The sequence below is a fragment of the Portibacter lacus genome (assembly GCF_021533215.1).
In the GTDB taxonomy this organism is placed as follows: domain Bacteria; phylum Bacteroidota; class Bacteroidia; order Chitinophagales; family Saprospiraceae; genus Portibacter; species Portibacter lacus.
The window spans coordinates 1-26,090 of sequence record NZ_JAJNKA010000007.1 but is presented as its reverse complement, the minus strand read 5'-3'; the positions used below and the strand labels follow the sequence as shown (position 1 = coordinate 26,090).

Here is a 26,090-nt window from a genome sequence, read left to right as displayed (position 1 = left end):
CGATTGATATGAAAAACCTAAAATTCCCCTCCGCACAAACCATCCTGATCCTTATTGCAGCCCTTGTCACCTTGTTAACTTGGTTAGTACCCGCTGGACAATATGATCACTTAGCCTATCAATCAGAAAATAATACATTTGTAAAATCAGGCTCCGAAGAAACAGTAGAAATGCCTGGAACACAAGAGACCTTATCAGAATTAGGTATCAATATTCCAGTGGAGAAATTTACCAATGGAGACATCTACAAACCTATTAGCATACCTAATACTTATAGGGAACTCGAGTCTAATCCACAAGGTATCGCTGCACTGATTAAGTCGCCAATAAAGGGCATCATTGCCGCGGCTGATATTATCTTTCTGATTCTTATTATTGGTGGATTAATCGGAATTATGAATCTAACTGGGGCATTTGATGTGGGAATATCCTGGTTAGGAAAAGCCCTCCAAGGCCGTGAGTACATATTAATTATCTTAGTCACCACACTGATTGCCGCTGGAGGAACTACCTTCGGATTAGCAGAAGAAACCATGGCCTTTTATCCGATTTTAATTCCTGTATTTCTCGCAGCGAGATATGATGCAATGGTGGGTCTTGCGTGTATTTTTCTAGGTTCGTCGATCGGAAGCATGTGTTCTACCATTAATCCATTTTCAACAATCATTGCTTCAGATGCAGCAGGAATAAGCTGGACAACAGGACTCGAGAATCGATTATTTATGTTGGTCATTTGCCTGATCATCACCATCGTTTATATACTCAGATATGCAAAGCGTGTAAAAGCAGATCCTAGAAATTCCATTGTTTATAATCAAAAAGAAGAATTAGAAGAATTATTTGGAATCACTAACATGGATACATCTGTTAAATTCACCACCAGATTAAGACTGATTTTAATTGTTTTTACGCTATGCTTTGTAGTCATGATCATTGGCGTTTCCGCTCTGGATTGGTGGTTTGTAGAAATGACCGCTACCTTTTTAGTGGGAGCAATCATCATTGGAGTTATAGGTCGCATCAAAGAAGGTCTTTTTCTTGAAACATTTGTGAAAGGAGCTGGAGACTTATTAGGTGTGGCATTCATCGTTGGAATTGCAAGAGGAGTAACTATTCTTATGGAAGATGGACTGATAAGTGATACGATATTGTATCATTCAAGTATGATCACAGAAGGAATGAACGCTGGACTATTTACTAATTTCATGTTATTCATCTATGGCGGTCTTTCATTTTTTATTCCATCTTCTTCGGGTATGGCGGTTTTAACAATGCCAATTATGTCTCCTTTAGCGGATACGGTCAATATTGGACGAGAAGTAATCGTAGACACTTACCAATATGGGATGGGACTCTTCTACCTAATCAATCCAACTAGTTTAATCTTAGCTGCATTAGCCGTTGTCAAAATAGGATTTAACAAATGGTTAAAATTTATCTGGCCACTACTGCTCATACTGATCGTAACAACCATGATCTTTCTGACCATTTCTGTCTATTAATAAATGAACTTTTTAGAATACGACATAGCTGTTGATTAACTTAGAATACAATATGACAGCGATATTTTTTGACTACGTTCTGAAAATTTTAACTTCAACAAAAATTTAACACCACACATGAATATATCACAAAAATCAGGCTTTTCAGAAGAGACAAAACTGCTTATCATCCACGCTGATGATGCCGGACTGTCCCATTCTGAAAATATGGCAACTATTAAAGCATTAGAGACCGGAATGGTTAATTCATATAGTATCATGGTTCCATGTCCATGGTTTTATGAAATAGCGATCTTTGCTAGAGACAATCCACACATTGACAATGGAATACATCTGACACTGACTAGTGAATGGGAGAATTATAAATTCGGACCGGTCTTACCGGTTTCTGAAGTACCAAGCATAGTAGACGAAAACGGACATTTTTATCGAAATCGAAAGGATCTGGGTAAAAATGGCCAACCTGAAGATGTTAGAAAGGAGCTAGAAGCTCAGATAGAGAAAGCACTGAAGTTCGGCATAAAGCCAACGCATATAGATTGCCATATGTACGGTGTCGGAGCAAATCCAGAGTTTTTCAAAATTTATAAAGAATTAGGTAAGAAATACAACCTTCCCACTTTAGTAAGTGAAGACTTAATGACGATGATAGGCATCGATCCTGAATTGCACTTAGAAGAAGGTGACTTCATTGTCGATAGCGCTTACTGTGCAGATTATAAGGATTTCGAGCAAGGAAAACTGGCTGATTATTACAGTAATATTATTGAGCATTTATCAGAAGGGTTAAATATTATTCTTATTCATCCAGCTTACGATAACCACGAAATGCAAGGTGTAACGATTAACCATCCTAATTTTGGTTCGGAATGGAGACAGATCGATTTTGATTTTTTCACCAATGCAGAAAACATCGCAAAACTTTCAGAGCACAATATCAAATTGGTTACTTGGAATGATATAAAGATTGGGAAAGTATCAATGAAAATATATTCTAAAAGTTAGGAAATGGATTAATGAAATGTTTTATTTTGGTAGATCTGATTAAATAACCAACCAAAAAATCAAAATCTATGAAAATTTCACACTTTATTTACTTACTCTTTATTTCACCAATGTTGGTTTTCGGTCAAAATGTAGAAGTCCAAGGGTCGCTTAAGATTATAGATGGCACACAAGGTGCAGACAAAGTGCTTACTTCTAATGCGGATGGTTTAGCCAGCTGGCAGCCTGTCACCGCATCTAATGAATCAATCTATTATCAAAGTGTAAATATATGTTGCAATAGTTGGATGACTGAGAACCTGAGTGTTGACCATTATCGAAATGGAGATCCGATCCCTCATGTAACAGATAATGAGGATTGGGAGAATTTGACTACAGGTGCGTATTGTTATTATATGAATGACTCGAGCACGCACGCTGCCGTGTGTATGGGAAAATGTACAATTGGTATGCTGTTAATGACCCTAGAGGTTTAGCACCAGAAGGATGGCATATTCCAACTGACTTCGAATGGCAAACAACTGTAACTTGTCTCGGAGGTGCAGGGTCTGCGGGAGGTGCTATGAAAGAACGAGGAACGGCGAATTGGTCTTCTCCTAATACAGGGGCTGATAATCTGAGTGGATTCGCTGCAATGCCCGGTGGTTTTCGTTCAAGTAATGGGTCGTTCGCATTCATAAGAGATATTGGGTCTTATTGGACAGCTTCGGAAGACGATTCTAGTAATTCATGGAATCATAGTTTTTCCAAAACCAATGATGATGTTTTAAGGATTCCTAGCACTAAAGTATTTGGTTTATCGGTGCGATGTATAAGGGATTAAGCCATTGCAAAATCATCAATGATAATCTGTAGACAAAATATTTCTCAATTGAATGCTTCGAATATTCTATTAACAAAGTTACTTCCCTATTTTAGCTACATTATTAACACCCATTGATTTTTTAGAACGATACTATGATCAGATATTTTCTTTCCATTTTTGCTTTCAGTTTATTTTTAATTTCATGTTCAACAAATGTAGGTTCGTCTTTCACCGTTAAGGATGCTCAGGATAAAGAAGCATTGGGTTGGAAAGAAAAGGATAAGATTTTAAGTAGAATTATTGCTCCTATAATTGAAGGCAAACAATATAACATTGTCGATTTCGGTGCAAAAAATGATACGACGTTCGATAGTAGAGCAGCCATCTTGCGTGCGATAGAACAATGCACAAATGATGGTGGCGGAATGATTCTTTTCCCTAAAGGAAATTACTTCTCGGACGGACCGCTGCATTTGACTTCGAATATCCAACTCCATATCGAAGAAGGCGCTACTTTGTTTTTTGGTGATAATCCGGAGAAGTACTTGCCGATGGTAAAAGTTCGATGGGAAGGTACGGTTTGCTGGAATTACTCGCCTTTGATCTATGCTATCGATGCGAAGAATATCGTGCTTTCTGGGAAAGGAACCATCGATGGCCGTGGAATTTCGTGGTCTAAAGAGTGGAGAGCTTTGCAGAAACCAGACAAGAATAGACTGAGACAAATGGGTAATGACCTCGTTCCAGAAGACCAGCGTATATTTGGAAATGGAATTAGCGAGCAATTTCCAGATTACAATGATTCAACAGAACATTTTCTAAGACCAACTTTAATTGAATTCTACCAGTGTGAGAATATTCTAATGGAAGATTTAACATTGAAAAATAGTCCTTTCTGGACAGTCCATCCAGTTTTCAGTAAGAACATTACCATTAGGCGTTTAAATATAAAAGGTGGATATCTGAATGATGATGGAATCGACCCAGATAGTTGCGAAGATGTCCTCATTGACGATTGTAAAATAGAAACGGTAGATGATGCCATATCTATAAAAGCAGGTAGAGACCAAGATGCCTGGGAAAGACCAGGTTCTAAAAATATAATCGTACAGAATTGTTTGCTTAAATCTGGCGTGAATTCCTTCTGTATCGGTTCAGAAATGTCAGGCGGCGTTGAAAATGTATTCATTGAAAATTGTACCATTGCAGGTGGAACCCATGCTCTGAATTTCAAGTGTAATCTAGATAGGGGAGGACAAGTACAAAACATCTACTTCCGAAACATTGAAGTCGGTGAAATCGAAGAGTCCTTGTTTATTTTCCGTATGGATTATCATGGCTATCGCGGAAATAATTACCCTACAAAATTCAATAACTTTTATGTAAGTGACATAACATGCAAAGGTGTTGCGAACTCACCATTCAAAATCATAGGAATAGAAGGACAAGATATCGAACGAATTTACTTGAATAACATCACCATTGAGCAAGCTGGTGATCAGAGTCAATTCGAACATACTTCAGACATCCTAATGTCTAATGTGAAAGTCAATGGTGAAAAGATTAAAGCTCCAGCAAACTAGCATCACACTGACTAAAAGCATCTGAATCTACATAGAGCGTCGCATAAGAACAAGTCCGCAAGATACTCGCAGGACATGTCTCTTTGATAGGACCAGTTAATGTGTTATGCACAGCTTCCGCTTTTCTCACTCCAGGAACGATACAGAATATCTTCTTGGTATCGATTAGCGCTGGAACGGTCATCGTAACCGCATGTGTAGGTACGTCGTTGATCGTTTCGAATGCTCCATCATTTACTTGTTGAATTTTACAAGCCTCATCCAGTTCCACCACTTTTACTTTTAGTGGATCATTAAAGTCTGCAACTGGCGGATCATTAAAAGCGATGTGCCCATTTTCTCCAATGCCCATAACCACGATATCAATCTCTTTCTCTGACAACATTTTCGAATACTGATCGCTAAGATCTGAAGTACTCATCGTAGAAGTATCCATCACATGAAATGCACTTATCGGAACTTTAGAAAAGAGTTTCTCATGAAGGAAATACGAAAAAGAAGACTCCGAATTAGGAGCCAATCCGATATATTCATCCATATGAAATGCGACAACCTTCGTCCAGTCCACATCACAATTTTCGATGAGATATGCGATGAATGGATTTTGCGATGGAGCCGCTGCGAACACACAACGAACTTCATCTTGTTGCTCAAGCAACGATTTAACTTCATTAGCAAAATCTATCGCCACTTGTTTTCCCATTTCAAATGAGGTGTCAAATACTGCTACGTTTAACTGTTCTACTTTATCCAATCTCATCTTGGTAGTGTTTTATTTTATGGTAAGTGTCAATGTATGCTTCTTCTAGGTTGCCAACTTCTGATTCGGAACCACCGACATCTATACCAATCAAACCATCAAAATTGGCCTGCTTCAATGTCTTGAAAAAAGTATCCCACTCGATACTTCCTTTCCCTATCGGTAAATGTTCAGTTCTGTGACCTCGATTATCAGAGATATGAATATAATCGATGTATTTGCTGAGTCTTAGTAAGGCCAATTGCAAATTCTCCTTCCGAACGAATAAATTAGCGGTATCAAAATTGAAACGAAGATTGCTTCTATTCACATGTTCTGCTAAATATAAAAACCCATCCGTGTTCGAAGCCAGAACACCATCAGCTGGATGAATCTGGTAGGTAAGTCCATGATCAGCAGCGATGTCACATAGCTCTTGCATCGTAGCAACCAATCCCTTCCAATAAACATCCCAATCGATATGTTCCGAGATTCTAGCCTTGCCGAGTACTTCTGCATCATAATGCCTAGCAACAGGAATATCATCTGGGAAAATCCAAGGCGGAAGTGGACCATTATCCAAAACACCTTTAGAACCTAGCGCTTGCGCCATTTCACATCCCTTCCTAAAAAGTTCTATGTTTTCTTGTTTTACAGATGCATCAGGCGAACTGAGCCCTGGTAATACCGTACAAAAATAGGGCACCTCCAATTCCAATTCCTCCAATACACTTTTAATCTCATCCTTCCGACTTACAACCTCTAAGAGGTGATCTTTGCGAATTCCCTCCAGCTCAATAGATCGAAATCCCATTTCGCTCATTTCTCTAATATGTTTCACCATATCCTTTGCAGGCGGCGGATAGCCATACTTACTAATCGGATACAGAAAACAGCAAACTATATTTTTATCAAACGTTTCCGTCATTTTTATTTTTTTAAAAGATTCCAAGTATACCTGATATGGCAATTGCAATGGTGAAAAGAATAATAAAAGCCAGTAAAATGTTCCTCGGTAGTTTGGCAGTATAATCTCCCATCACTGCTTTCTTATTAACCAAAATCATCATCAAAATCAGTATCAACGGTGTTACAATCGAAGCTGCTGCTTGTGACACAATCATCACAAATACAGGTCTTCCGCCGAATATCGGCACAACAAAACCCAGTAATACACCGAATAAAACCAACAATTTAGAACTCGTTGTCGTCAAATCCCTTTTTGTATTTCTGAAATCTGAAATAAGCCACGGAGCCAGTAAAACAATTGGAAACAACGAAGACAATCCAGCACACACAATTCCGACAACGAAAATGGTCACTGAAAATCTTCCCATTAGCGGCTCTAACAAATTGACCATATCTATCGCATTGTCTATTCTTAGATTATTCACATGCAAAGTACCTGCAGCTGCTGCCATAATCGCAAAGCTGAGAATAAACATCAGTCCAGCTGAAATAGCAGCATCTCTATTTTCAAGCTTCATATCTTTTATAGACCATTTCTTTTCTTGCACAAGTATCGATCGCACAACATAGAGTACACCACCCATTGTCGTTCCTACCATTCCTGCGAGCAACAGCATCTCACTTTTATCACGAGGAATTCTAGGAACTAGTCCATCTAGTATAGTTTCAGCAGATGGAGCGACCATGAACATCGTGGCAATAAAACAGAAACCCATTATCGCTACAAAGACCACAAGAACTCGCTCGAAAAATCGATGCTTCCCTTGCCAAAATATCCAATAAATAATCCCACCGAAAATTGCAGTTACCAGTATGGGTGAGAATCCTTCACCCGAAGAGGTCAGCGGTTTCGACCATTCTTGGACTACCTGAACGATAACGCCCATCACTCCCATACACGCCACCCATTCTGAAATCAAGAGCGAAACCAGCACAATAGCTGAAAATCCAGTCCCGAAGTACTTCCGGTAACTATGTAGAATCGTGTCGCCAGTAACGATGGTGTATTGCCCGAAAATAATAATCAAGAAATAAGTAAAAATACACGAAAGCAATACAGGCAGAATCAATTCCATCCCATAGCTCGCTCCAGCAGAAGCCATTGTTGTAATACTTCCTGTTCCGATATTATATCCGATCAGGAAAAGTCCTGGACTGATCGAAGCTAAAAATAAACCTAATTTTTTCATCTTTATTTTACTTGAAGGTAATCATGGTAAGCTGCAAAAAATCTAAGCCCAAAAGAAGATCCCACGTCTCGATTCACTATCCAGTGCTTGTTCTTACGATATCTCGTCCGTATATTCATGATTGCTCCTCTCAAGTTCTCATCTGGGTGATCCGTCGCAAACTGATTCTTTATCAACCAATCCGAGCTTAGTTTTATCCTTTCTTTATAAAGATCACTTCCGTAACCATAACCTTCTAGTCGGATCATCAGCAAAGCATTAAAGGCAACTGCAGATCCACAAATTGAATTTTTAGTGTACGTTCCATCCAAGAAATTCTCATAATAAATCACGCCACTTTCTAGTTGCGCTTCCACATATCGATCGACTGTCTTCTTAGCGCCTACGAGGTATTTCTCATCTCCAGTTAAATCATATCCATTCAATAAACTTTCAGCGTACCAAAGATTAAATCTCGGGTGGAAAGTATTTACATCGATATGATTAGGCATGAAATCCATCCATAATCCGTGTTCATCCTGAGTTTCTAAGACACTATTACAAAGCTTGATGAAAGCATCCTTGTATTTTTCGTTCGATGTATATCGATACATGTCCAGAAAAATCGAACCTTCATTATTAGGTCTTGCTACATCTTTAATGGTTTGGTTTTTCTTGTCTCTATGAAATGGACTGTATTCCTTATATACTTCTCCCGTTTCTGGATCCGCACTGTCATAACAAAGTCCTAGATCCATCTCACACATATTTTCTAGCATCCAAGCTCCAGCTTGGGTCGGAACTCTCGCATACTTATCCACTTTCGTCACTTTGTGTAATTCGAATAATCCAGCACTTCCATCAGAAACCGTAGCGAAAACAATAACGTCTCCAGCATGGTCTGCATGCTGAGCATTCACCATCCCTTTTAATTTCGGGTGATCTTTGATTTCTAGTGATGTCCACCAGTCTCCAGCTTTTGTCGCTGCAGTAAGAAAGCGCTCTTCATTTGTCACTCTGTACGCTTCTAGAAGTCCATAAATGATCTGCCCCGTGTGCCACGGTTCTTCATATGGATACCATTTTCCTTCTATCATATTATAATCACATCTAGATTTTCCTTCTTCATCTAGTAGCACATCTGTAGCATAAGTCCCTAATTCAGATAGTATTTTCTCGACTTTCGCTATTTCCGCTTTGTTCGCACTTTGCCCTATGGCAAACTGGCAACTTGAAAACGAAAAGAAAAGTACAACGACTAACCTTAAGGCATTAAAATTTAGAGTATTGGTAACTTTCATGGATTTCCTCATTCTGATTTTAATTTGTATTTGTATTTTTTATTAGTGGTATTTATATCTTTTAAGCTAAACTGAATTTGATCTATTCCAGGCGCTAACGCTATCTTCATGATGATGTGGTTATTACCTTCTTCTAGTACAATTCGGTTATCTTTCTCCTTGCTATTAGTTGTTTCTTCTCCATTTAATATCATCTTCCATTGACCTGAAAAACCTACTTCTGGAACAACTTTAATCTGTTCTGGCGCTTCTATTCTGCTATATAAATAAACGATCGACTTTTCCGAAACTTCGTCGAAGTTTATTTTGTATGAATATGGCGATTGATACTTAGTCCAATCGTATGGGGTAGGGATGGCCTCTTTCTCACCACCTAAGCTTCCTATATAATCTTTGTCAATGTCAGATTCATTCTGAGTTGGAAATCTTTCGGATATCAACCAATAGGTAAAGTATTCCTTATCCAATGGTCTAATATCGATTCCTACAGAACCGGCAGTTGGTAATTTGGTTTTCTTTTGGTCTAATGCGTCAATTTTATCTTTCAATTTCAAAAGGCGCTCTATTTTTCGATTGTAAATCTTTAATTCTTCATCAAGCCAATAATCACGGTTTTCGATCTTCCACAAAGCTGAAAATCTTTCTTTTAGTCCTTTCCATTCAGTGGCTAACGTTTCCAATTCACTAGAAACAGCATCCAAATCTCCTTTAGAATAAAGGGATGATAAGGCTATTAGCTTCTCATAACTCTTTACTTGCAGTAAAATCTGATCCAAGGCAAAATGCCAAGCTTCAAGATCATCCGTCCATTCATTGGCTGCACCGTCATCTACATCCGCAACTTCATCTAGACAAGATTTTCCCTCTTTTATAATTTTAGAAATGGTTTCTGACTCATTCGTGTTCAGGTAATGCACTTGTCCTGCATCAGGTAATAAGTACTCATCTAGGAAGGTAGTTCCTAAATTTTCAACCGTCTTCGTATGCTGGAGTTCGCTAATTCCTGAAATGCAATCTCGCAACGATTTATTTTCATCACCAAACATCAAGAAAGAAAAGTCTCGATTGAAATTGGCTTGATCATTCCTCACTGGTTTCCAACTTTGGTGAGCAGCAAATGCTACCGCAGGCCAGTCTCTAGCAAAAAAGTGAGCCGATCCATCATCCCACACAGAAGTCATTACGCCTAAGGCATCTTTTTCATGTCCTGCATTGACAAACTTCTCAATATTGTTAAATGCTACATCATAATCTGGAAAAACAGAATAGGAATTAAGAATTCCCGGACAAACCCAATATTCGAGTCCTACTTCTCTAAATGGTTCTATCCATGCGTCATAGTTGTCTAAATCATCATAGACCCAACTTAGAATTGTCGCTTTCTTAGATAACAAGTCGATGGTCTCTGGAAAAGATAAAAGCATATCACTAGCTATGATAGGCTTCTTTCCTCGATCAGTTAAAAATTTCAAAAGTGGATTCACATGATTAATATAACGCAATGCCGCAGCTGAACTATCTACCTCTAACCCTTCGTCCATTCTCACCAAGTCCCATGCTTCATCTGCGTAAATATTAAAGTATTCTGAAGAAAAAGCAGGAAGCATTTCCCCGTATACCTTTGTCAAAAAATCTAGTGACGCTGGATCACCAGGCTTTAGCATTCGGTCGGTCTGTCCTAGATGACGGTAAGTCTCGCTGCTTAATATATTTCTAAAATGGCCCAAGGATTGGAAACCACCCATTACTTCTACATTGAAAGGTTTCGCGAATTCAGTCAATTCCTCGAATTCTGCAATGGTGATTGCATCATCTGGGGCAAAATCTGGATGACTTTTTGTCTTCACAACATGTTCTATATAGAAAGTAAGATTATTGATCTTTAGCTTAGACATTCTCTTCACTTGAGACTTCAGAAAGTCCATATTCGAAAGTGGCCCTCTACTAATATCATCCATAATTGACCTGTTGTCATAATTAGGATAATCGATGATGGAAACACTCGGCAATTTATTGTTATTCGTATTGTTCACTAGTTGCTCCAGTGTATAAAGTCCATAAAGTACGCCCTCCTTTTTACCAGCTGCTACGATAATAGTATCATTCGAAACATGAAGCGCATAACCTTCGCGATGCGCTGGAATGGTTATTTTATTTTTTTGACAGTACTTACTTAAAAGTACATCATCACCTACGGTACCATACCACAGAAAATTTCCACCTTGGTTACTACCTTTGGCTTTAAATTCTTTTAGAAGCAGGTCAATTTGTTCTTTAACTGGATGCTCATTTTCTACTTTTAATAAACTATAGGTTGTTAGACGCTTGGATACGTCAAATATTTCTTCGTTGATCTCTACCGATTGTGGGCTAGGAATCAAATGCAAATCTTGTAAATGAGCGGCAATGGGCATTAAGCACAGCGCAACACATAAAAACAAATTGTAATATGATATCTTCAAATTATCGACTTATAATGATTTAAAAAAGAGTTTCAGGTATGTCTCAAGAATAGCAATGCTATTCGAATAGAATTATGCTTACGTTATGATACTGCTGAACCGTCCAAGCACTACGATTAAGTATTCCTCAAGATCGAGTCCAAGAATGACTTTAATAAAAACCCAATCCTAATGGTCGAAATTAGGATTGGATTTTAATATTTTTTCCGCAGCTATACAAACGATGCTACTATTGTTTCATGAATTTTTGTGAGCTTACGTTTCCTCTCGTATCGATCAAGCTCAAAATATAAGTACCATTCGCAAAATTAGACGTATTAATTTCTAGAATGTTATGGTCTATATTTCTAATTTGCTTCACTAATTGTCCATTCAGATTGTAAATATTCACCTGGTGAAGATTACTATTTCTCAGGTTCTGAACATACAGTCTTTGTGAAACTGGGTTTGGATAAAACAACACATTATTTTCAACAAAGTAGTCTGAAGTACTAGATGAAACTTCTGTCAGTGAACCGATCGGCTGGCCTTCCGTTCCTGCAGTATAAGATACAGCAGTTGTAGGATAACCGAAATCATGTACTTCTCTATATCTGATATCAGATCCAGTACCTAATGAAGTAAGGTCAGCATCAGACTCTAAGTCTGACAAATCCCAATTTTCAGCAGTAGGAACTCCTGAACTAGAAGTATCCGTTGCAACAGCATTAATAAACTGAAGTGGAAGTGATGGTGCTTTAGTGAATTCTAATTCCTCTGAAATATTCGTGTCTCCATTACCTGCTGCATCAATTGCTGCTTGTACTTCAGGATTAAACAAGTAAGTTTCAGCAGAAACTACGTTTTCACCATTTACATTGGTTAATGGAAAAAGATCAGAAATTCCTTGATCTGTATAAAAGTTGTTATTGCTAACAGTGATCGTATTTACGCTAGCATCAAAAGTGTCTATGCTAATCTGAAATTCTGCTGTTTCAGCTGTATCTTGATCTGTTTCTAATACTCCTAGGAACATTCCATTAGCATAAATGTTATTCGTAAATTCTAAGCTAGAAATTTCTCCGAACGTCATTCCAAGTCTTCCAGTTCCCCAGATTGTATTTTGGTTGATTTTCGCGTATCCTAGAGAAGAAGAACCTCCATCTCTGTAAACTCTACTCGTTACATTATAGAAAACATTGTTCTCCATTAATAAGGTATCGACTGGATTCCCTCTATTATCAAAAACTCTTCCATTAGCTGGATCAAACGGTCTTCCGATGTTTCTGAAAACATTGTTCGTTAATTGAATATTTCCATTATCTCCTTGAATTCTAACAGCAGCTTGTCCTACATCATCAATGATACAATTCTTGACAATGATGTTAGAATTATCAGAATTAATTCTGATTACTCTCAGGGTATAACCACCTAAAATATCCTTGGCAGATATGTGTAAGCCATCTAAAGTTAAGCTGGCTTCTCCTCTTGTTCGTATCATTTGGTCTGCCGCATCTCCGTCAGAGTCCATGATGACAAACGGTTTTTCACCATCTGTATCTTCAGATTTAATAATTAAGTTGTAATCACTATATTCTATCGTTCCGGATAAAATATAAGGAAAACCTCTTCGTAAAATATAGACTCTATTACTGTCTACTCTTTCTCCAGTGGCCATCGTGTCGCCCTCGATGGCAGAATTGATAACTCCAGGTGCACCTGGCTCAATGATTAATTCACTTTGTGCATTAGCTGAAATGGACAAAATGAATATGGCTAAAACGGTGTAAATAACTTTATTCATATCGATTAATTTAATTATTGATTTACAAATGTATATAATATACCAAAATCGACTGTAAACCCAAAGTATTCCTCATCTGTCAGCAAGCTTCTAGTGCCTAATAAGGTTCTTTCTGGTGTGTTACTGAGATTATTGATATTAGCTATTAAAGTAAGTGGTATTTTTTTCGAAAGTTTCTGCTTCAGTGCAACATCAAATCGCCAAAACCCATCATCATAAAAATCTAATTCTGGAATCCGACCTACACCTGAACTTGTGCCTCCCACATCTGAACTACCAGGAGACAATGCTCTGGACTGATAAACTGCAGAAATCCTTCCGGAGAATCCGCTTTTTTCATATCCTAGTGTTAGATTCGTTATGAGGTCCGCCTGACCTACGATCGGCCCAGTTCTGAACGTATCGATCAGTGTTGTTACAAAAAATGGTGGTTGTGGAATAAACGAAGTATTGACCTCGAACAAAGGATAGTAGGTATTAGATTTCGCTAACGTCAGATTCGCGCCCAATAAGAACCCATTCATAAATCCTTTAAGAGATCTAAAATTGACCTGAAGATCTAATTCTGTTCCAAATACTGTAGAAGTACCCTCTACATTAGAAGGTTCTGTTAGCAAATATCCGTTATATATGTTCCCAGGCTCCACAATCGCAATGGTTTTCAAGTAATCGATGTTATCTAATTCCTTGTAAAAACCACCTATTGTAAACAGTCCAAATTTATCATAGAAAGATAGGAATAAGTCATAATTAATCGCCGTCGTATGCTTCAGATCTGGTTTCCCTCTCTGAATCGTTTGCTCAGCATTATTAATACTTTCCCACGGCACCAAATTGAAGAAATTAGGCCGAGCAAGTGTTTTCGTCACTGCCGCTCGAACATCGAACCATTTCTTTAATTTAATACGCATATGTCCCATCGGGAGTAATTCTCCATATCCTTGTGCAGCAGTCACATCAGTAATTTCGATTAGTCCAGTCCCGCCATCACCTTCTTCACGCGGACTACCTGTTCTACTGGTGTAACTCTGGTCTGTTCTTTCATATCGCACACCACCCATTAGCATGAACCAATCATTGTAATTGAATTCTGACATCAAGTACCCAGCATAGATTGCTTCCTTACCATCGTAGTCTGTCAGATCGACTACTCCATTAACCATCGAGTGCTTCGCTCTGAAAGCTTCATAAAAACTTACCACTTTATCGATGTCTATATGTCCCGTATACGGCAATCCATCTCCAGCTCCATAATTAGTACCGAATAAAGCATTGAATTCATCTACATTCACATTATCTAATGGAGTCGTCAAAGAATTTCTGAGATCTGGTGTACCTGGCAATAAATCATACTGACCGTTATAAAAGTTACCATTTTGATAATCTCCTAAGAAATTAGCTAATAGAATCTGATTTCCAGCTCTAGTCAGAAATAATCCTGGATTAGCTTTTGCAGGATTTTCATCACCATTCAGATATGTCCTCATAAAATGCGCATTCGCATCTCGACCTCTGCTTACATCACGATACTTCCCACCGAATTTCAGATAAGCATTATACTTGCTATTTCGGACCAAGTTTTGCTTGAAATCAATCTGAAACGACTTTCTTTTTTCATCAACAAAATCAGACTCTAGCGACATATCTCTTAGCGTCGTTTGTTCCAGTCTGTTCTTGAAAATAGAAGGCACTGTAGTCAGATCATTCCTATCGACAAAATCACCCGTCGTTGCTGCTAATTCCCAAAACTGAGCTTGAAGTGAATACGGCTCTCTCTGGATAGACCGAGAATAAGAACCTCTCCAGGTCATTTCTAAACTTCCAAACAAGTGTGTTCCAGAAAGATTGCTGGTCGTTACATTCGTATTTCGCTGACGCGTCCGAGCAGTGAAACGTTGCTCATTATCGGCCACTCGAAACCTTCTTCTATACTGTTCATCATTTCGGATTAACTTACTCAGACTTCCAGAAAACACTATCTTGTGATCTTCAGAAAATTTATAATCTATCGTTGTCACACCACCGTATCGTTCCCGCTTTTCTATTCGATCGCCCAGATTTAAGCTAGATACTTGAATAATCGGCTCGCCAGTGTTCGGATCTTCACCTAAGTTTTCATAAGTAGAACTTAGAAATTCATTACTTCTATTCACCTTTTGATAATTTCCAGCGAGGATAATACCGAGTTTGTCCTTGAAAAATCGATTCCCCACAGAACCAGAACCTCTAAATTGACCAAAATCACTTTTCAGATCATTGTATCCACCGAGGATCCTCAGAGAAGATTTCCAGTAAGGATCAGCCTTCCGAATGGTAAAATTGACCGTTCCACCGATGGCATCACCATCCATATCAGGTCGAGTCGCTTTGAACACTTCTATACCTTCTAGTGCATCAGTAGAAATCATACTGAGGTCTACTGCACGAGTCTCTTGATCCGTAGATGGAAGTCTTTCCCCATTCACAGTGATATTATTAAATCTAGGAGAAATACCTCGAATAGAAACTTGCTGACCTTCCCCTGCATCACGATAGACAGAAACTCCCGCAAGTCTTCCTACAGATTCCGCTGCATTCTGATCAGGTAGTTCTTGTAGCTTTTGCTTAGACACCACATTCACGATGGTATTCGAATTAATCTGACGATTGATCGCGGCTCTTTGCCCTAGCGCTTGAGCGGTCACCACCACTTGTTCCATTTCTATCCCACTTTCGAATAAGCCCACGTTATAGACATTATCCGCCGAATCGATCGTAATCGTGACTGATTTTGTCTCATAAGCAACATATTCTATAATTACTTCATGATCTCCATATGGAATATTCAAAAGTCGATAAAACCCATCGATATCAGAAGTGGTTCCAATTCCCAGTTTAGGGATTCCAATGGTAGAAAAGGCAAGAGCTTCTTGGCTATTTTGATCAATAATCTTACCTGAAAGAGCACCCTTTTCTTGACCATAGACATTGGCAGTCAAGGTCATAAAGAGGAATACAAGGCAGCTAATACAACATGAGTATGTATATCTGAATTTCATAGGCAATGTCCCCGAATGGGGTTAAAAATTTGGTGTTAAAGTATAATCAAAAATTAATATAGTAAAATTTTAACAAACAGCAATATTTAGCATTATTTGGTCAAAAAAAATCACCCATTGACTATTGAATCTAAGAGCATATGGAATGTTCGGCTAATCATATAGATTATAGCGGTTTAGGTCAATTTTTGGGTTATGGTGGATCAAGGAAAAGTTCTAATGGTAAATAATAAGCTTGCTATAGTGGATGCGATTAATTGTAAAACTTATGAATAATGCTGGTGTGATGGCGAGCAAGTATCACGTTTTTATATCTGGATAGCTTAGCTCTAGATGGCTGATCCCATGTGAATTTGAGAATGATTCGCTCATGTTGATTATTAGTTTTTTTTGGCTTCATCGATGGAAGACTAGAGGGTATTGATTCCTTTAATGTTATTAAGTTGTTAATGCGATTTTAATTATTCGAGGTAGGTCAAAGTTGAAGTGGTTAAAAGGAATAATGCTGGCAAGATACTTTGGAAATTTATAAGTTGGATGGATGACTATATATTATCCTCGGGAATTCATATAAACTTATATTTCATTATAAGAGTCATAAAAAGAGTCCTTGCTTCGTACTTCTTCATAGGATAGCAGATCCATTCCCTTGAAAGTTAAATCACAACACATAGCTGTGCATCCTTTTGATACGATAAAGAGAGCCTGGGATGTTAGAAAACGTGCAAACCATAGAATATTGTGCTAAAACGCCAACAAACAAACAGCACATTTATTTTTTGCCAATGCAAAAAGCCAACTCTCTAAAATAAAAGTGCTGCTTCTTAGCCTTCGCGATGAAATATTCAACTATATTTAATAATATGTAGTATGTATTTTTATATTTGCTACTACAAATTAATGAATATCTAAAATATGGATAATTCTGAAAAGAAAGAAGACCGATTTAAACGAGTAGCTTCAAGGCGCGTTGAAAACATCCTTAATGGAATTCGTAGTCTTTCAAAATGCTCAAATATTAATAATTACGAGTATAACGAAGAAGATTTGAATAAAATGGTCAAAGCAATAAAGGAAGAACTAAAAATAATGGAGATTCAATACAAAAAGAACCTCAAGAACAATACTGAATCTTTTAACTTTTAATATGAAAGATATTTACCAAGACTTAATTACAGCATTCACGCCAAAAGACGTAAGAGAACTAATCCAAAAAATCGGACTTTCTAAAATTCGATGGGAAGATGTTGGAGGAAGAAGAAACAACTTAGCAACAATAAACATAGGAACTGACCCAGCAGCTGGAGTAACAGAACGAATTACTAACGCAATAGACGCTGTTTTAGAAAAAGAATGGAAAAACCAAGGCGAACCAGATGGATTTAGGACGCCGCGCAGAGCATCTGAAAAATGGTATGACATTGAAGACGGTAAAATATCGAATATTAAATCAGCTAGAGACAAAAGAATTGAAACTCTTTCTGACTTAATTAGCGTAACCCTCTATGATTCAGGAATAGACGAAAAACCAACTGTTGAAATACGGGACAAAGGAATCGGATTAGAACCTGAGCAATTTTCAGACACAATTTTGGCGCTTAATGGTAGTAATAAAATTGGTAAACTTTATCTAATGGGTGCATATGGTCAAGGTGGCTCAACAGCACTTTCTTATAATAACAACACTATAATTATTTCAAAACCTTTTTTTAGCGAAGACGGCAGAAAGAAAAAGAAGGTAGCATTTACTATAGTTCGAATAAACCAAGGAGACTTGGATAAAGATAAACACGAATGGTACGAGTATATGGTTGAAAAATCAACTGGTCAACCATTTACAATAGAGATTGACGATGAAATTTTTGAACCTGGTACTTTAGTTCGTCATATTTTAATGGATTTGGGGAAATTCAAAGGTAAAATTACGACACCTTCAAATTCACTTTGGTATTTGGCTCATAACTATATGTTTGACCCTATTCTTCCCTTTACTATTTCAGACAGAAGAAAAAACCGTAAGGAAAACAGAACGGTTACTGGAAATAATAGATTATTAACATACACAGATAATTTAGAATATAAAAATAAAGTAAGTCAAACATTCAAAAGTGGAAATGTAACCATTTATTGGTGGGTTCTAAATTCTTTAGGAGAAGATCCAAAAAACAGAATCAAAAATTACACTACAGTTTCACATCCAATAGTTATAACATTTAACGGTCAAAAACAAGGCACAATGTTAAATGGTCTTATTAAAAATGATCTAAAACTACCATTTTTAGACAGATATCTTATCGTTCAAATTGAGGCTGATCATATGGATAATGATTCCAAAAGACAACTTTTTAGTAGTACAAGAGAATCATTACGAGACACTTCAATTCTTGAAGAATTAAGAAAGTTAACGATTGCAACATTAGATGCAGATGATAAGTTAAAAGAGCTTGATAGAAACAGAAAACAAAGGTATTTCACAAAAGACGATTCACAAGTTCTAGATAGCTTGAAGAAAAGATTAGCAAGAAGAATTAACACATATCTTCAAAGCTCAGGAAATGGAACAAGTGTTACAACTTCAACCACAGCTAATGATGGAGATTCTTCAAATAAACTTCCTGAAATTCCATTTACTGACCCGCCAACATTCTTTGAAATTACTACTAAAGCACCTAAAGAAGTTTATCCAAACAAACCATTTTCGATAAAATTTAAAACTGACGCTCATCCTAATTACTTTGCAAAAACTGAAACTTTTGTAGCATTCATTGAATCGCAATCATTTGGATCTTATACTGGAACAGCAAACGTTCGTGATGGATATGGTATTGTATATTTTAAGACAAACGAAGATGCTGAAATTGGAGAGAAAGGAATAATAACTCTAGAATTAAGACCAAGTGGACAAAAATCGTTGAGTTCTTCAATAGATGTAGTAGCAGTGGAAAGTGTAGAAAATTCAAAATCTGATAAAGATGGTAAAAATAAGAGTCCAAATATTCGAGTTGAGTTTATAGATAAAGAGCATTTATACTATCAAGAAAATGATTGGGATGAAAATAATGTTGCGGTTGTAAATAGCAGTCAAGATGAAGTGATAATATCGGTTTCTGTAGAAAATAAAAACTTGACTAAACTTGTTGCTAGAGCACAAAGAAAAAATGATACGGCTGTTCAAGATATTAAAAACAAATATTTGGAACACATTTCTTTCTATGCGTTTATACTTGATAAAAATAGACCTGATGTAATTCTTTCAAAAGACGATGAACAAATTCCCGAAGAATCTTATCAAAAATTAAAAGAATACGAACTAATGAATGCAAGTGAAACTGTTTGTGGTATGATTTCAGATTTCTTCGAAATGATAATTACGGAAAATGTTAATGAAGAAACGGATAATTAATGATGATAGAAGAATATGTTACACCCTGGGCTAAAAAGAATAATTCAGACCCATTACATTCTCTCTGTTCCTATTTAGGTGCTTTCCCGCCTTCATTAGCGAATTATTTTATAAAATATTTTACAGACAAAAACGATTTAGTATTTGACCCTTTTTCTGGTCGAGGTACTACAATTTTGGAAAGTAGAATGCTTGGTAGAAAATCTTTTGGTTCTGATTTAAATCCAATTGCTCTAGCTCTTAGTAAAGCAAAAAGTAATTACATAAGAAAGGAAGATATAATCAATAGAATTAATGATTTACAATCCTACTATGATTATGCGCTCTTTCATCCAGAGGCAGAAGGAGAATCCGAAGATATACATTTGATTTTTCATTCAAGAACCATTGCTGAACTATGCTTTTTAAAATCTGAACTTTTAAATTCAGAGGATAAAACTGATCAATTTATTATCGGTGCAATTTTGGGAATAATGCACGGTGGTATTAGAAAGGATGGTTCTTCAGGTTATCTTTCTATAAGTATGCCTAACACATTTAGTATGTCGCCAGATTACGTTAGACGATTTGTTCAAACTAAAGAACTAAGTCGTGAATACAGAAACGTTTTCAATATTTTGAGAGAGAAGGTGGAACGTGTTTTTAAAAAACATAAATCACCTCAAATTGAATCCAATATTTTTGAGTGTGACGCTAAAAATTTACTAAACTCACAGAATGTAATTAAATATAAAGGAAAAGTAGATTTACTTCTCACATCGCCTCCTTATCTAGGAATTGTAAATTATGCGAAACAAAATTGGATTCGTTCTTGGTTTTTAGAATCTGACCCAACTGAAATATCTGAAAAATTAGATGATAATTTAAACATCAATCAATGGGTAAAGTTTGCAAAAGAAACAGCATTCCAATTTAAAGAAATGATAAGACCTGATGGTGTTGCTGTTTTCGTCATTGGAGACGTTGCACGTTCTTCAACAAGTGTTATCCCTTTGGCTCGTGAATTTGTAATGATGATAAAAGAAAATAATTTATTTAAAAATACTTGGGTTTTTTCTGATTATATTCAAGGAGTTGATAAAACAACACGAATTTGGGGAGAAACAAAGGGAAAAGCAACAGCAACTGATAGAATTGTAATAGTTTCAGATATAAATCCTTTTATTAATAATGAAAGATTAAACGGAGAAAAAACCGTGACTTATGAATTAATTCAAGAAAGCACAAAACATTTTTTAGGGTAATTATGAAGGGTAAATCAAAATTATTAATTCTAGATGATTGGTACGAAGAGTTCGAGCCAGGTACATATGTCGAGGATACTCTTGAAAGAACAATAATAGCTCGTTCTAAGGACGTTTTCCCAGATTATTACACCTTACCACTAAAAAAAACGATTTTATACAATGGCGAATCAAGTCAGCCGGACCTTTGTTTAATTAAAAAAGATTACAGCAGGTGGTATGTTATAGAAGTTGAATTAGCAAAAAAACCCTTTAAAGGTCATACTGAAACTCAAATAAGAGTGTTTTCAAATGGGAAATATAATTCAACTGATATTTCAAAGTATTTAGCTGCAAAAGAACCTGAAATAAATCAAGAAGAATTAAGAAAGCTAATACTTAGAGATGAACCAGGAATAATTATAATGGTAGATGAATATCCCAAATGGGCAGAAGAAGCTAAAAGTTATCCCAGAACTGGAATATTAGTTTTTGGAATGTTTGACCATCCAGATGGAATAGAAGCCTACAGAATAGATGGCGAATATCCTATTATCGAAATTGACCGTTCTAGATGCAAATTCCCAAAATACCCAGCTAATACACTTATAGTTTCCTCGCCAAAAATATTAAACATTGAAGATGGTTGTGAAATTATACTAATTGATAATGGGCGTAAAACTAAATGGGAAAGGCTTGATGAAGGAAATAAAACATTTTTAATACCTAAAGGGCAAAATCCACTCAATATCAATAAGAAGTACTTTCTTATTAAGTCTGAGAATAATGAATTTTATATTAAAGAAAATTAAAATGGACAATCTAGATTTAACGTTTACAGCCAATATTGCGGAATCCTACAAAAGATTATCATATAAATTATGGTATGCGCTTGCTGAATACATTGATAATTCAACCCAAGCTTATTACGAAAATATAGAGCTTTTAAATAAGCAATTGACAGAAGATGGTGAAAACTTGTATGTTCATATAAATTATTTTAGAGGTGATAGCTTATCAGAAGATTTCATTGAAATTCTAGATAATTCTATTGGTATGGATGAAGATGTTTTAAGGAGAGCATTTAATACTGGTCAAAAACCTGAAATTAATACTGGAAGAAGTAAATATGGTCTTGGCTTAAAGACATCTTCATTTTGGCTTGGTGATAAGTGGTCAGTAACTACTACTCGTCTAGGAAACAATAAAGAATACAAAATCCTTGTAGATATTGAAAAAATACAAAATGGAAATATAACATTAGAAATTGAGGAAAGAGATGTAGAAGAAAATTCTCATTACACTAAAATAAAAATTTGGGATTTACATAGAAGGTTTGTAGGTAGAACTCTTTCAAAAGTTAGGACGTATTTATCTTCTATCTACAGATATGATTTATTATCCGAAAGTGTTGAAATTAAATGGATGGATAAATTTCTAATTTGGAAAAATCTAGATAAATTATTAGTTGAAAATTTTGAAGGTGAAAGGACAAAAAAAGAATTTGAGTTTGTTGTTGATGATAAAACAGTTAAAGGTTGGGCTGGAGTTTTAAATCGAGGTGATAGAGGTCAAGCTGGTTTTGCTTTAGTTCAATCAAATAGAGTTATAAACACGAATTATAGACCAAGTGAAATTTTCGGAGAACAGGATGGCGGTCGGAATGATTTAGTTAATCAAAGATTAATCGGTGAAATTTTTATAGATGGTTTTGATGTTAGCCATACTAAAGACCAGATTCTATGGTCAGGAGAGCAAGAAGAAGAACTAGAAAACAAATTAAAGGCAGAAGTTATAGATTTAATTAGAATAGCATTAACAAGAAGAGTAAGAGAGTCTGTTGATGTTTCGGATGTTAAAACAATAGAAATTGCTCTTGGTAATTTACATCACGAAATGGAAAGTGAAATTGCCTCAGATTTAATTGAAAATATCGAAATACCACCCGAGAAGGCATTAGAAAAAGCTAATAGCTATTTATTAGAAGCGGTAATAAATAGAATAAGCGAACCTGTAATAATCAAACTAGGTAGTCTAACAGTAAAGCTTTATACTGATGAAGATATGTCGTCCTATGACCCATATGTGTTAACAGATTATACAGTTAGAAAGGAAAATGATAATACACTCATTGTAATTTTCAATCCTAATCACCCACATTGGCAAGAAATAAAGGATGATAATGGAGTTCTAGTATTTTTAAGACACGTCGTTTATGATGGCGTTTCAGAATGGAAAGCGTGGAACAAAACTGGTGGAATTAATCACGACACAGTAAAGTTTATAAAAGATAATTTATTACGAATTCCTTTTGAAATTGAAAAAGAAAATTCTGAAAAACAAACTCGTTAAAAGAAAAACTAATATAGTGAACATATGAATGGAATAGCCACCGCTCAAAGCCACCAAAACTGTGAAAGAGTATGTTTTCTGCCAACGCTTGCAGGTTTGAAGAAAAGATCGAGTAGGTAAAGGTGACTTAAAACCTCTTACTACCTGTAACGCCTTAGCTTTAGAACCGTATCACGCTAAAGCGTGACAGGCTGTGAACCTCTCAGCTCATATGCTTACATCGAAGCTTCAGTTTAGGAGCTACGGCTCTTCATGTTTATCCTCTGAATCAATGACTAACGGATCAATATGCCACTAAACTCATCCCATCCAAAAGTAAGCTGGTGGTTGATTAGATGAAAGTATTCAGAACATGTCAACCCCTTCGCTCCACCTCCATTACAGAAGTCTCATCACTACTACGAGTTGATCTGCCACTCTCCCAATTGCATACTCTGATGGTTTGTCCCCTTTGTACATTCATCTAATAAGTGCGTAATCACCGTTTACTATAAATTAAATATATTTGGGTAGCATTTAACATTGACCATTAAAAATTATAAGTAACCTTAAAGACCAAATCAAAGCAGATTTTTACTTTATCTTAATGCATATATGAGTCATTTCACTTTAAAACAAAATTTATTATCATTATTCATCTTCTTTGGATGTCTGGTGTTATCGAGCTGTTCATTTCATAGTCTTCCTAAGGAAAGATTGCCAGCATTCGAAATCGATGTTGACCAAAAGTATGAAAACGATGAATATCAATTAAGCATTAAGAATCCGGTACATTGTCCTTTGCGATTTCTACTCACTAGTCCAGACGAAGAAGTGAATGAAATACTGAGCGATTATTCGCCGCTTTACCTAGATGCAAAGGCCGATTCCACTATTATAATTAAGGGTAAAGGTGATCTCGAAGGCAAAGTAAAGATCGGCATGAAATGGGGAAATTCTAATCTTCCTATCACTAATAATAGCTTAGCGAGTCTCCCTTATCCGAAGGGGAAGCGTTATAAACTTTTACAAGGTAATAATTCGAATCCTACACACCATACTTTTGGTTCTAGATATGCGTTTGATTTCACCTTAAAAATTGGAGATACCATCGCTTCTACTCAAAATGGCTATGTGGTAGGACTAATCGATGGATATAGCGGGTGGGGGATGAGTGATAGATGGAAGCCGTTTGGAAATCAGGTTTTGGTTTATGATACCACATCGCACTTGTTTGCCATGTATGGACACATCAAGCAGGACGGTGGCTTAGTCAAAATCGGCGATTATGTAACGGTCGGTCAACCAATTGCTCTCAGTGGTAAAACAGGACAAACGACAGAAGCACATTTACACTTCAATATTTTCCAGGCGCACGAGGAAAGAGGTGGTCTGAAATCCTATCCATTGGACTCGATCGGGAAATACGAAGTAAAAACTTTGAAGCGAAATCAATGGATGGAAAATTAAGTCAATTGATTGTGTTCGACCTATTCTATTTCAGGAAATGATTAATTTCAGCTCAGCATTAACTTACAAATATGACAATGACGAAAGAAGAACTAGTTGAATTATCAGATCAAGAACTGTTAGACATGGCCAAGAAAATGAAATCTACTGCCATTCTTAATGCAGGACTAATCGGCTTAATCGCAGGGGTGATCATCTACAGTATTGCTAAAAATAGTTACGGATTTTTCACGCTCATTCCTATATTCCTTATCTATAAAATCGTAAATGGTTCTAAGAGTGATGAAGCATTGAAGGAAGTACTGAAAGAAAGGAACTTGGAGAGGTAATCTTCTATCTGACGGTCATTATAAAAGAGGTGTAACCGAGCTGAGTAGATTTTATAATCTCTAGTGAAATTCCAGTGGAAAGCGCACTGATTCGAAATATTGAATTACATTGAGGATCTTATCTAACATTGACCAATATAGTATGACTAATAAATCAGAAAAGCCAAGTCCGGAAGCTAAAGCCCTTTCCCTTTATTTAATGGCTTTTAAATCTACTAGCCCGAAACACAAGGAAAAATCTAAGCGAGTTAACAGACTTTGGGGACTTGTCCAAAAGGATGAACTAGAACTAAGTGACTACTTAATAGAAGTACAAAATATCATTAAATCTTTCGGTGGATACGAAACTGTTGTGGAGCAAACTGTTAAGTACTATATTGACAAAAGTGGTGAATGGAAATTGCAAGGGGAGGATAAATATTCCGTGGATGCGAAGGCCGTGGCTGACAAACTCCTAAATAAGTAATATAAATTTTTTAAGTTAATTCAGTATGTAGCGTTCAATTGTTCCCCTAATCTAGATCTGTAAGCCGAGAAAGGACAAGAGCGTATGCTAGGATTGCAGAGCTTATGGTCTGAGCTAAGGAGCTGCAATAAATATTTATTCTTCTCGCACCGAAGTACGAGGTACATTGGTGCTATGATATCAATGATGCTTTATTAAAATGGACAGGTAAGCCCGACATCTAAACAAACAATTCTCTATAGCCTAATCTCAACACTTTAATCTTCTGATTTACACTTTCCTGAAATTTGGAGGGACTACTTAGCCATTTTAATTCGAAAAAAGCGGAATAAATACCGAGGTCCTATGTCATTACCTTTTGTATTGTATTAGATCTGTAAGCCGAGAAAGGACGAGAGCGTATGCTAGGATTGCAGAGCTATTGGACTGGTAAAATGCTCGTTTTTTTCTCGGACTAAAGTCCAAGGTCCTATGGTAGCTTAACTTTAATGATGCTTTATTAAAATGGACAG

Annotated in this window: 20 protein-coding genes; 13 read left to right on the top strand and 7 right to left on the bottom strand. The window is 36.5% G+C overall.

Translation table 11 applies throughout. From position 1 onward, the window contains the following. Positions 1-8 precede the first annotated feature (8 nt). The 5 genes from L2586_RS13070 to L2586_RS13050 all read left to right on the top strand — a co-directional run bounded on the left by L2586_RS13070 (position 9) and on the right by L2586_RS13050 (position 4,895). Positions 9-1,502 carry a YfcC family protein gene (locus tag L2586_RS13070; RefSeq protein ID WP_235293357.1) on the top strand — a complete coding sequence of 498 codons (1,494 nt, stop codon included), beginning with the start codon at positions 9-11 and terminating at the stop codon, positions 1,500-1,502. A 117-nt stretch (positions 1,503-1,619) separates the two neighbouring features. Continuing rightward, entirely contained in the window at positions 1,620-2,507 is an 888-nt protein-coding gene (locus tag L2586_RS13065) for a polysaccharide deacetylase family protein (RefSeq protein ID WP_235293356.1), read from the top strand. Between the two features lie 68 nt (positions 2,508-2,575). Further along, positions 2,576-2,983 (top strand): fibrobacter succinogenes major paralogous domain-containing protein, encoded by a 408-nt coding sequence (locus L2586_RS13060; protein WP_235293355.1) that lies wholly within the window; start codon positions 2,576-2,578, stop codon positions 2,981-2,983. Then, positions 2,944-3,330, top strand: coding sequence for a fibrobacter succinogenes major paralogous domain-containing protein (locus L2586_RS13055; RefSeq protein WP_235293354.1), 387 nt, complete (start codon positions 2,944-2,946; stop codon positions 3,328-3,330). Before L2586_RS13060 ends, L2586_RS13055 begins: the two co-directional genes overlap by 40 nt. A 134-nt stretch (positions 3,331-3,464) precedes the next feature. Further along, positions 3,465-4,895 carry a glycoside hydrolase family 28 protein gene (locus tag L2586_RS13050; RefSeq protein WP_235293353.1) on the top strand — a complete coding sequence of 477 codons (1,431 nt, stop codon included), beginning with the start codon at positions 3,465-3,467 and terminating at the stop codon, positions 4,893-4,895. Here the strand turns inward: L2586_RS13050 and L2586_RS13045 are convergent. The 7 genes from L2586_RS13045 to L2586_RS13015 form a co-directional block, all read right to left on the bottom strand. Beyond that, the gene (locus tag L2586_RS13045) at positions 4,876-5,655 is read right to left on the bottom strand and encodes a 6-phosphogluconolactonase (protein ID WP_235293352.1); all 780 of its coding nucleotides are present in this window, start codon (positions 5,653-5,655) and stop codon (positions 4,876-4,878) included. The genes L2586_RS13050 and L2586_RS13045 overlap by 20 nt on opposite strands. After that, positions 5,642-6,562, bottom strand: a complete 921-nt coding sequence (locus tag L2586_RS13040; protein ID WP_235293351.1) for a sugar phosphate isomerase/epimerase family protein — start codon at positions 6,560-6,562, stop codon at positions 5,642-5,644. The genes L2586_RS13045 and L2586_RS13040 overlap by 14 nt, the downstream gene beginning before the upstream one ends. A 10-nt stretch (positions 6,563-6,572) precedes the next feature. Further along, positions 6,573-7,793: an Nramp family divalent metal transporter gene (locus L2586_RS13035; RefSeq protein WP_235293350.1), complete on the bottom strand. Its 1,221-nt coding sequence runs from the start codon at positions 7,791-7,793 to the stop codon at positions 6,573-6,575. A 2-nt stretch (positions 7,794-7,795) separates the two neighbouring features. Continuing rightward, the gene (locus L2586_RS13030; protein WP_235293349.1) at positions 7,796-9,085 is read right to left on the bottom strand and encodes a hypothetical protein; all 1,290 of its coding nucleotides are present in this window, start codon (positions 9,083-9,085) and stop codon (positions 7,796-7,798) included. Further along, complete coding sequence (locus tag L2586_RS13025) at positions 9,082-11,535, bottom strand: beta-N-acetylhexosaminidase (RefSeq protein ID WP_235293348.1); 2,454 nt, start codon at positions 11,533-11,535, stop codon at positions 9,082-9,084. The genes L2586_RS13030 and L2586_RS13025 overlap by 4 nt, the downstream gene beginning before the upstream one ends. Positions 11,536-11,764: 229 nt before the next feature. After that, a complete protein-coding gene (locus L2586_RS13020) occupies positions 11,765-13,318 on the bottom strand; it encodes a T9SS type A sorting domain-containing protein (protein ID WP_235293347.1) in 1,554 nt (517 codons plus the stop codon). A gap of 14 nt (positions 13,319-13,332) precedes the next feature. Then, positions 13,333-16,302 carry a TonB-dependent receptor gene (locus tag L2586_RS13015; RefSeq protein ID WP_235293346.1) on the bottom strand — a complete coding sequence of 990 codons (2,970 nt, stop codon included), beginning with the start codon at positions 16,300-16,302 and terminating at the stop codon, positions 13,333-13,335. A 969-nt stretch (positions 16,303-17,271) separates the two neighbouring features. Between L2586_RS13015 and L2586_RS13010 the strand changes: the two genes are divergently transcribed. From L2586_RS13010 to L2586_RS12975, 8 genes are all read left to right on the top strand, one after another. Then, on the top strand, positions 17,272-17,502 hold the full coding sequence (locus L2586_RS13010; RefSeq protein WP_235293345.1) for a hypothetical protein: 231 nt from the start codon (positions 17,272-17,274) through the stop codon (positions 17,500-17,502). A gap of 1 nt (position 17,503) precedes the next feature. Beyond that, positions 17,504-19,759 carry a hypothetical protein gene (locus L2586_RS13005; protein WP_235293344.1) on the top strand — a complete coding sequence of 752 codons (2,256 nt, stop codon included), beginning with the start codon at positions 17,504-17,506 and terminating at the stop codon, positions 19,757-19,759. Beyond that, positions 19,759-21,003: a DNA methyltransferase gene (locus L2586_RS13000; protein ID WP_235293343.1), complete on the top strand. Its 1,245-nt coding sequence runs from the start codon at positions 19,759-19,761 to the stop codon at positions 21,001-21,003. Before L2586_RS13005 ends, L2586_RS13000 begins: the two co-directional genes overlap by 1 nt. Before the next feature lie 2 nt (positions 21,004-21,005). Continuing rightward, the gene (locus tag L2586_RS12995) at positions 21,006-21,794 is read left to right on the top strand and encodes a hypothetical protein (protein ID WP_235293342.1); all 789 of its coding nucleotides are present in this window, start codon (positions 21,006-21,008) and stop codon (positions 21,792-21,794) included. Continuing rightward, entirely contained in the window at positions 21,769-23,334 is a 1,566-nt protein-coding gene (locus L2586_RS12990; RefSeq protein ID WP_235293341.1) for an ATP-binding protein, read from the top strand. Before L2586_RS12995 ends, L2586_RS12990 begins: the two co-directional genes overlap by 26 nt. A gap of 594 nt (positions 23,335-23,928) precedes the next feature. Further along, on the top strand, positions 23,929-24,783 hold the full coding sequence (locus L2586_RS12985) for a M23 family metallopeptidase (RefSeq protein ID WP_235293340.1): 855 nt from the start codon (positions 23,929-23,931) through the stop codon (positions 24,781-24,783). 71 nt (positions 24,784-24,854) lie between these two features. Then, complete coding sequence (locus L2586_RS12980; protein ID WP_235293339.1) at positions 24,855-25,112, top strand: FUSC family protein; 258 nt, start codon at positions 24,855-24,857, stop codon at positions 25,110-25,112. A 142-nt stretch (positions 25,113-25,254) separates the two neighbouring features. Then, the gene (locus L2586_RS12975) at positions 25,255-25,578 is read left to right on the top strand and encodes a hypothetical protein (protein ID WP_235293338.1); all 324 of its coding nucleotides are present in this window, start codon (positions 25,255-25,257) and stop codon (positions 25,576-25,578) included. Positions 25,579-26,090: the final 512 nt, after the last annotated feature.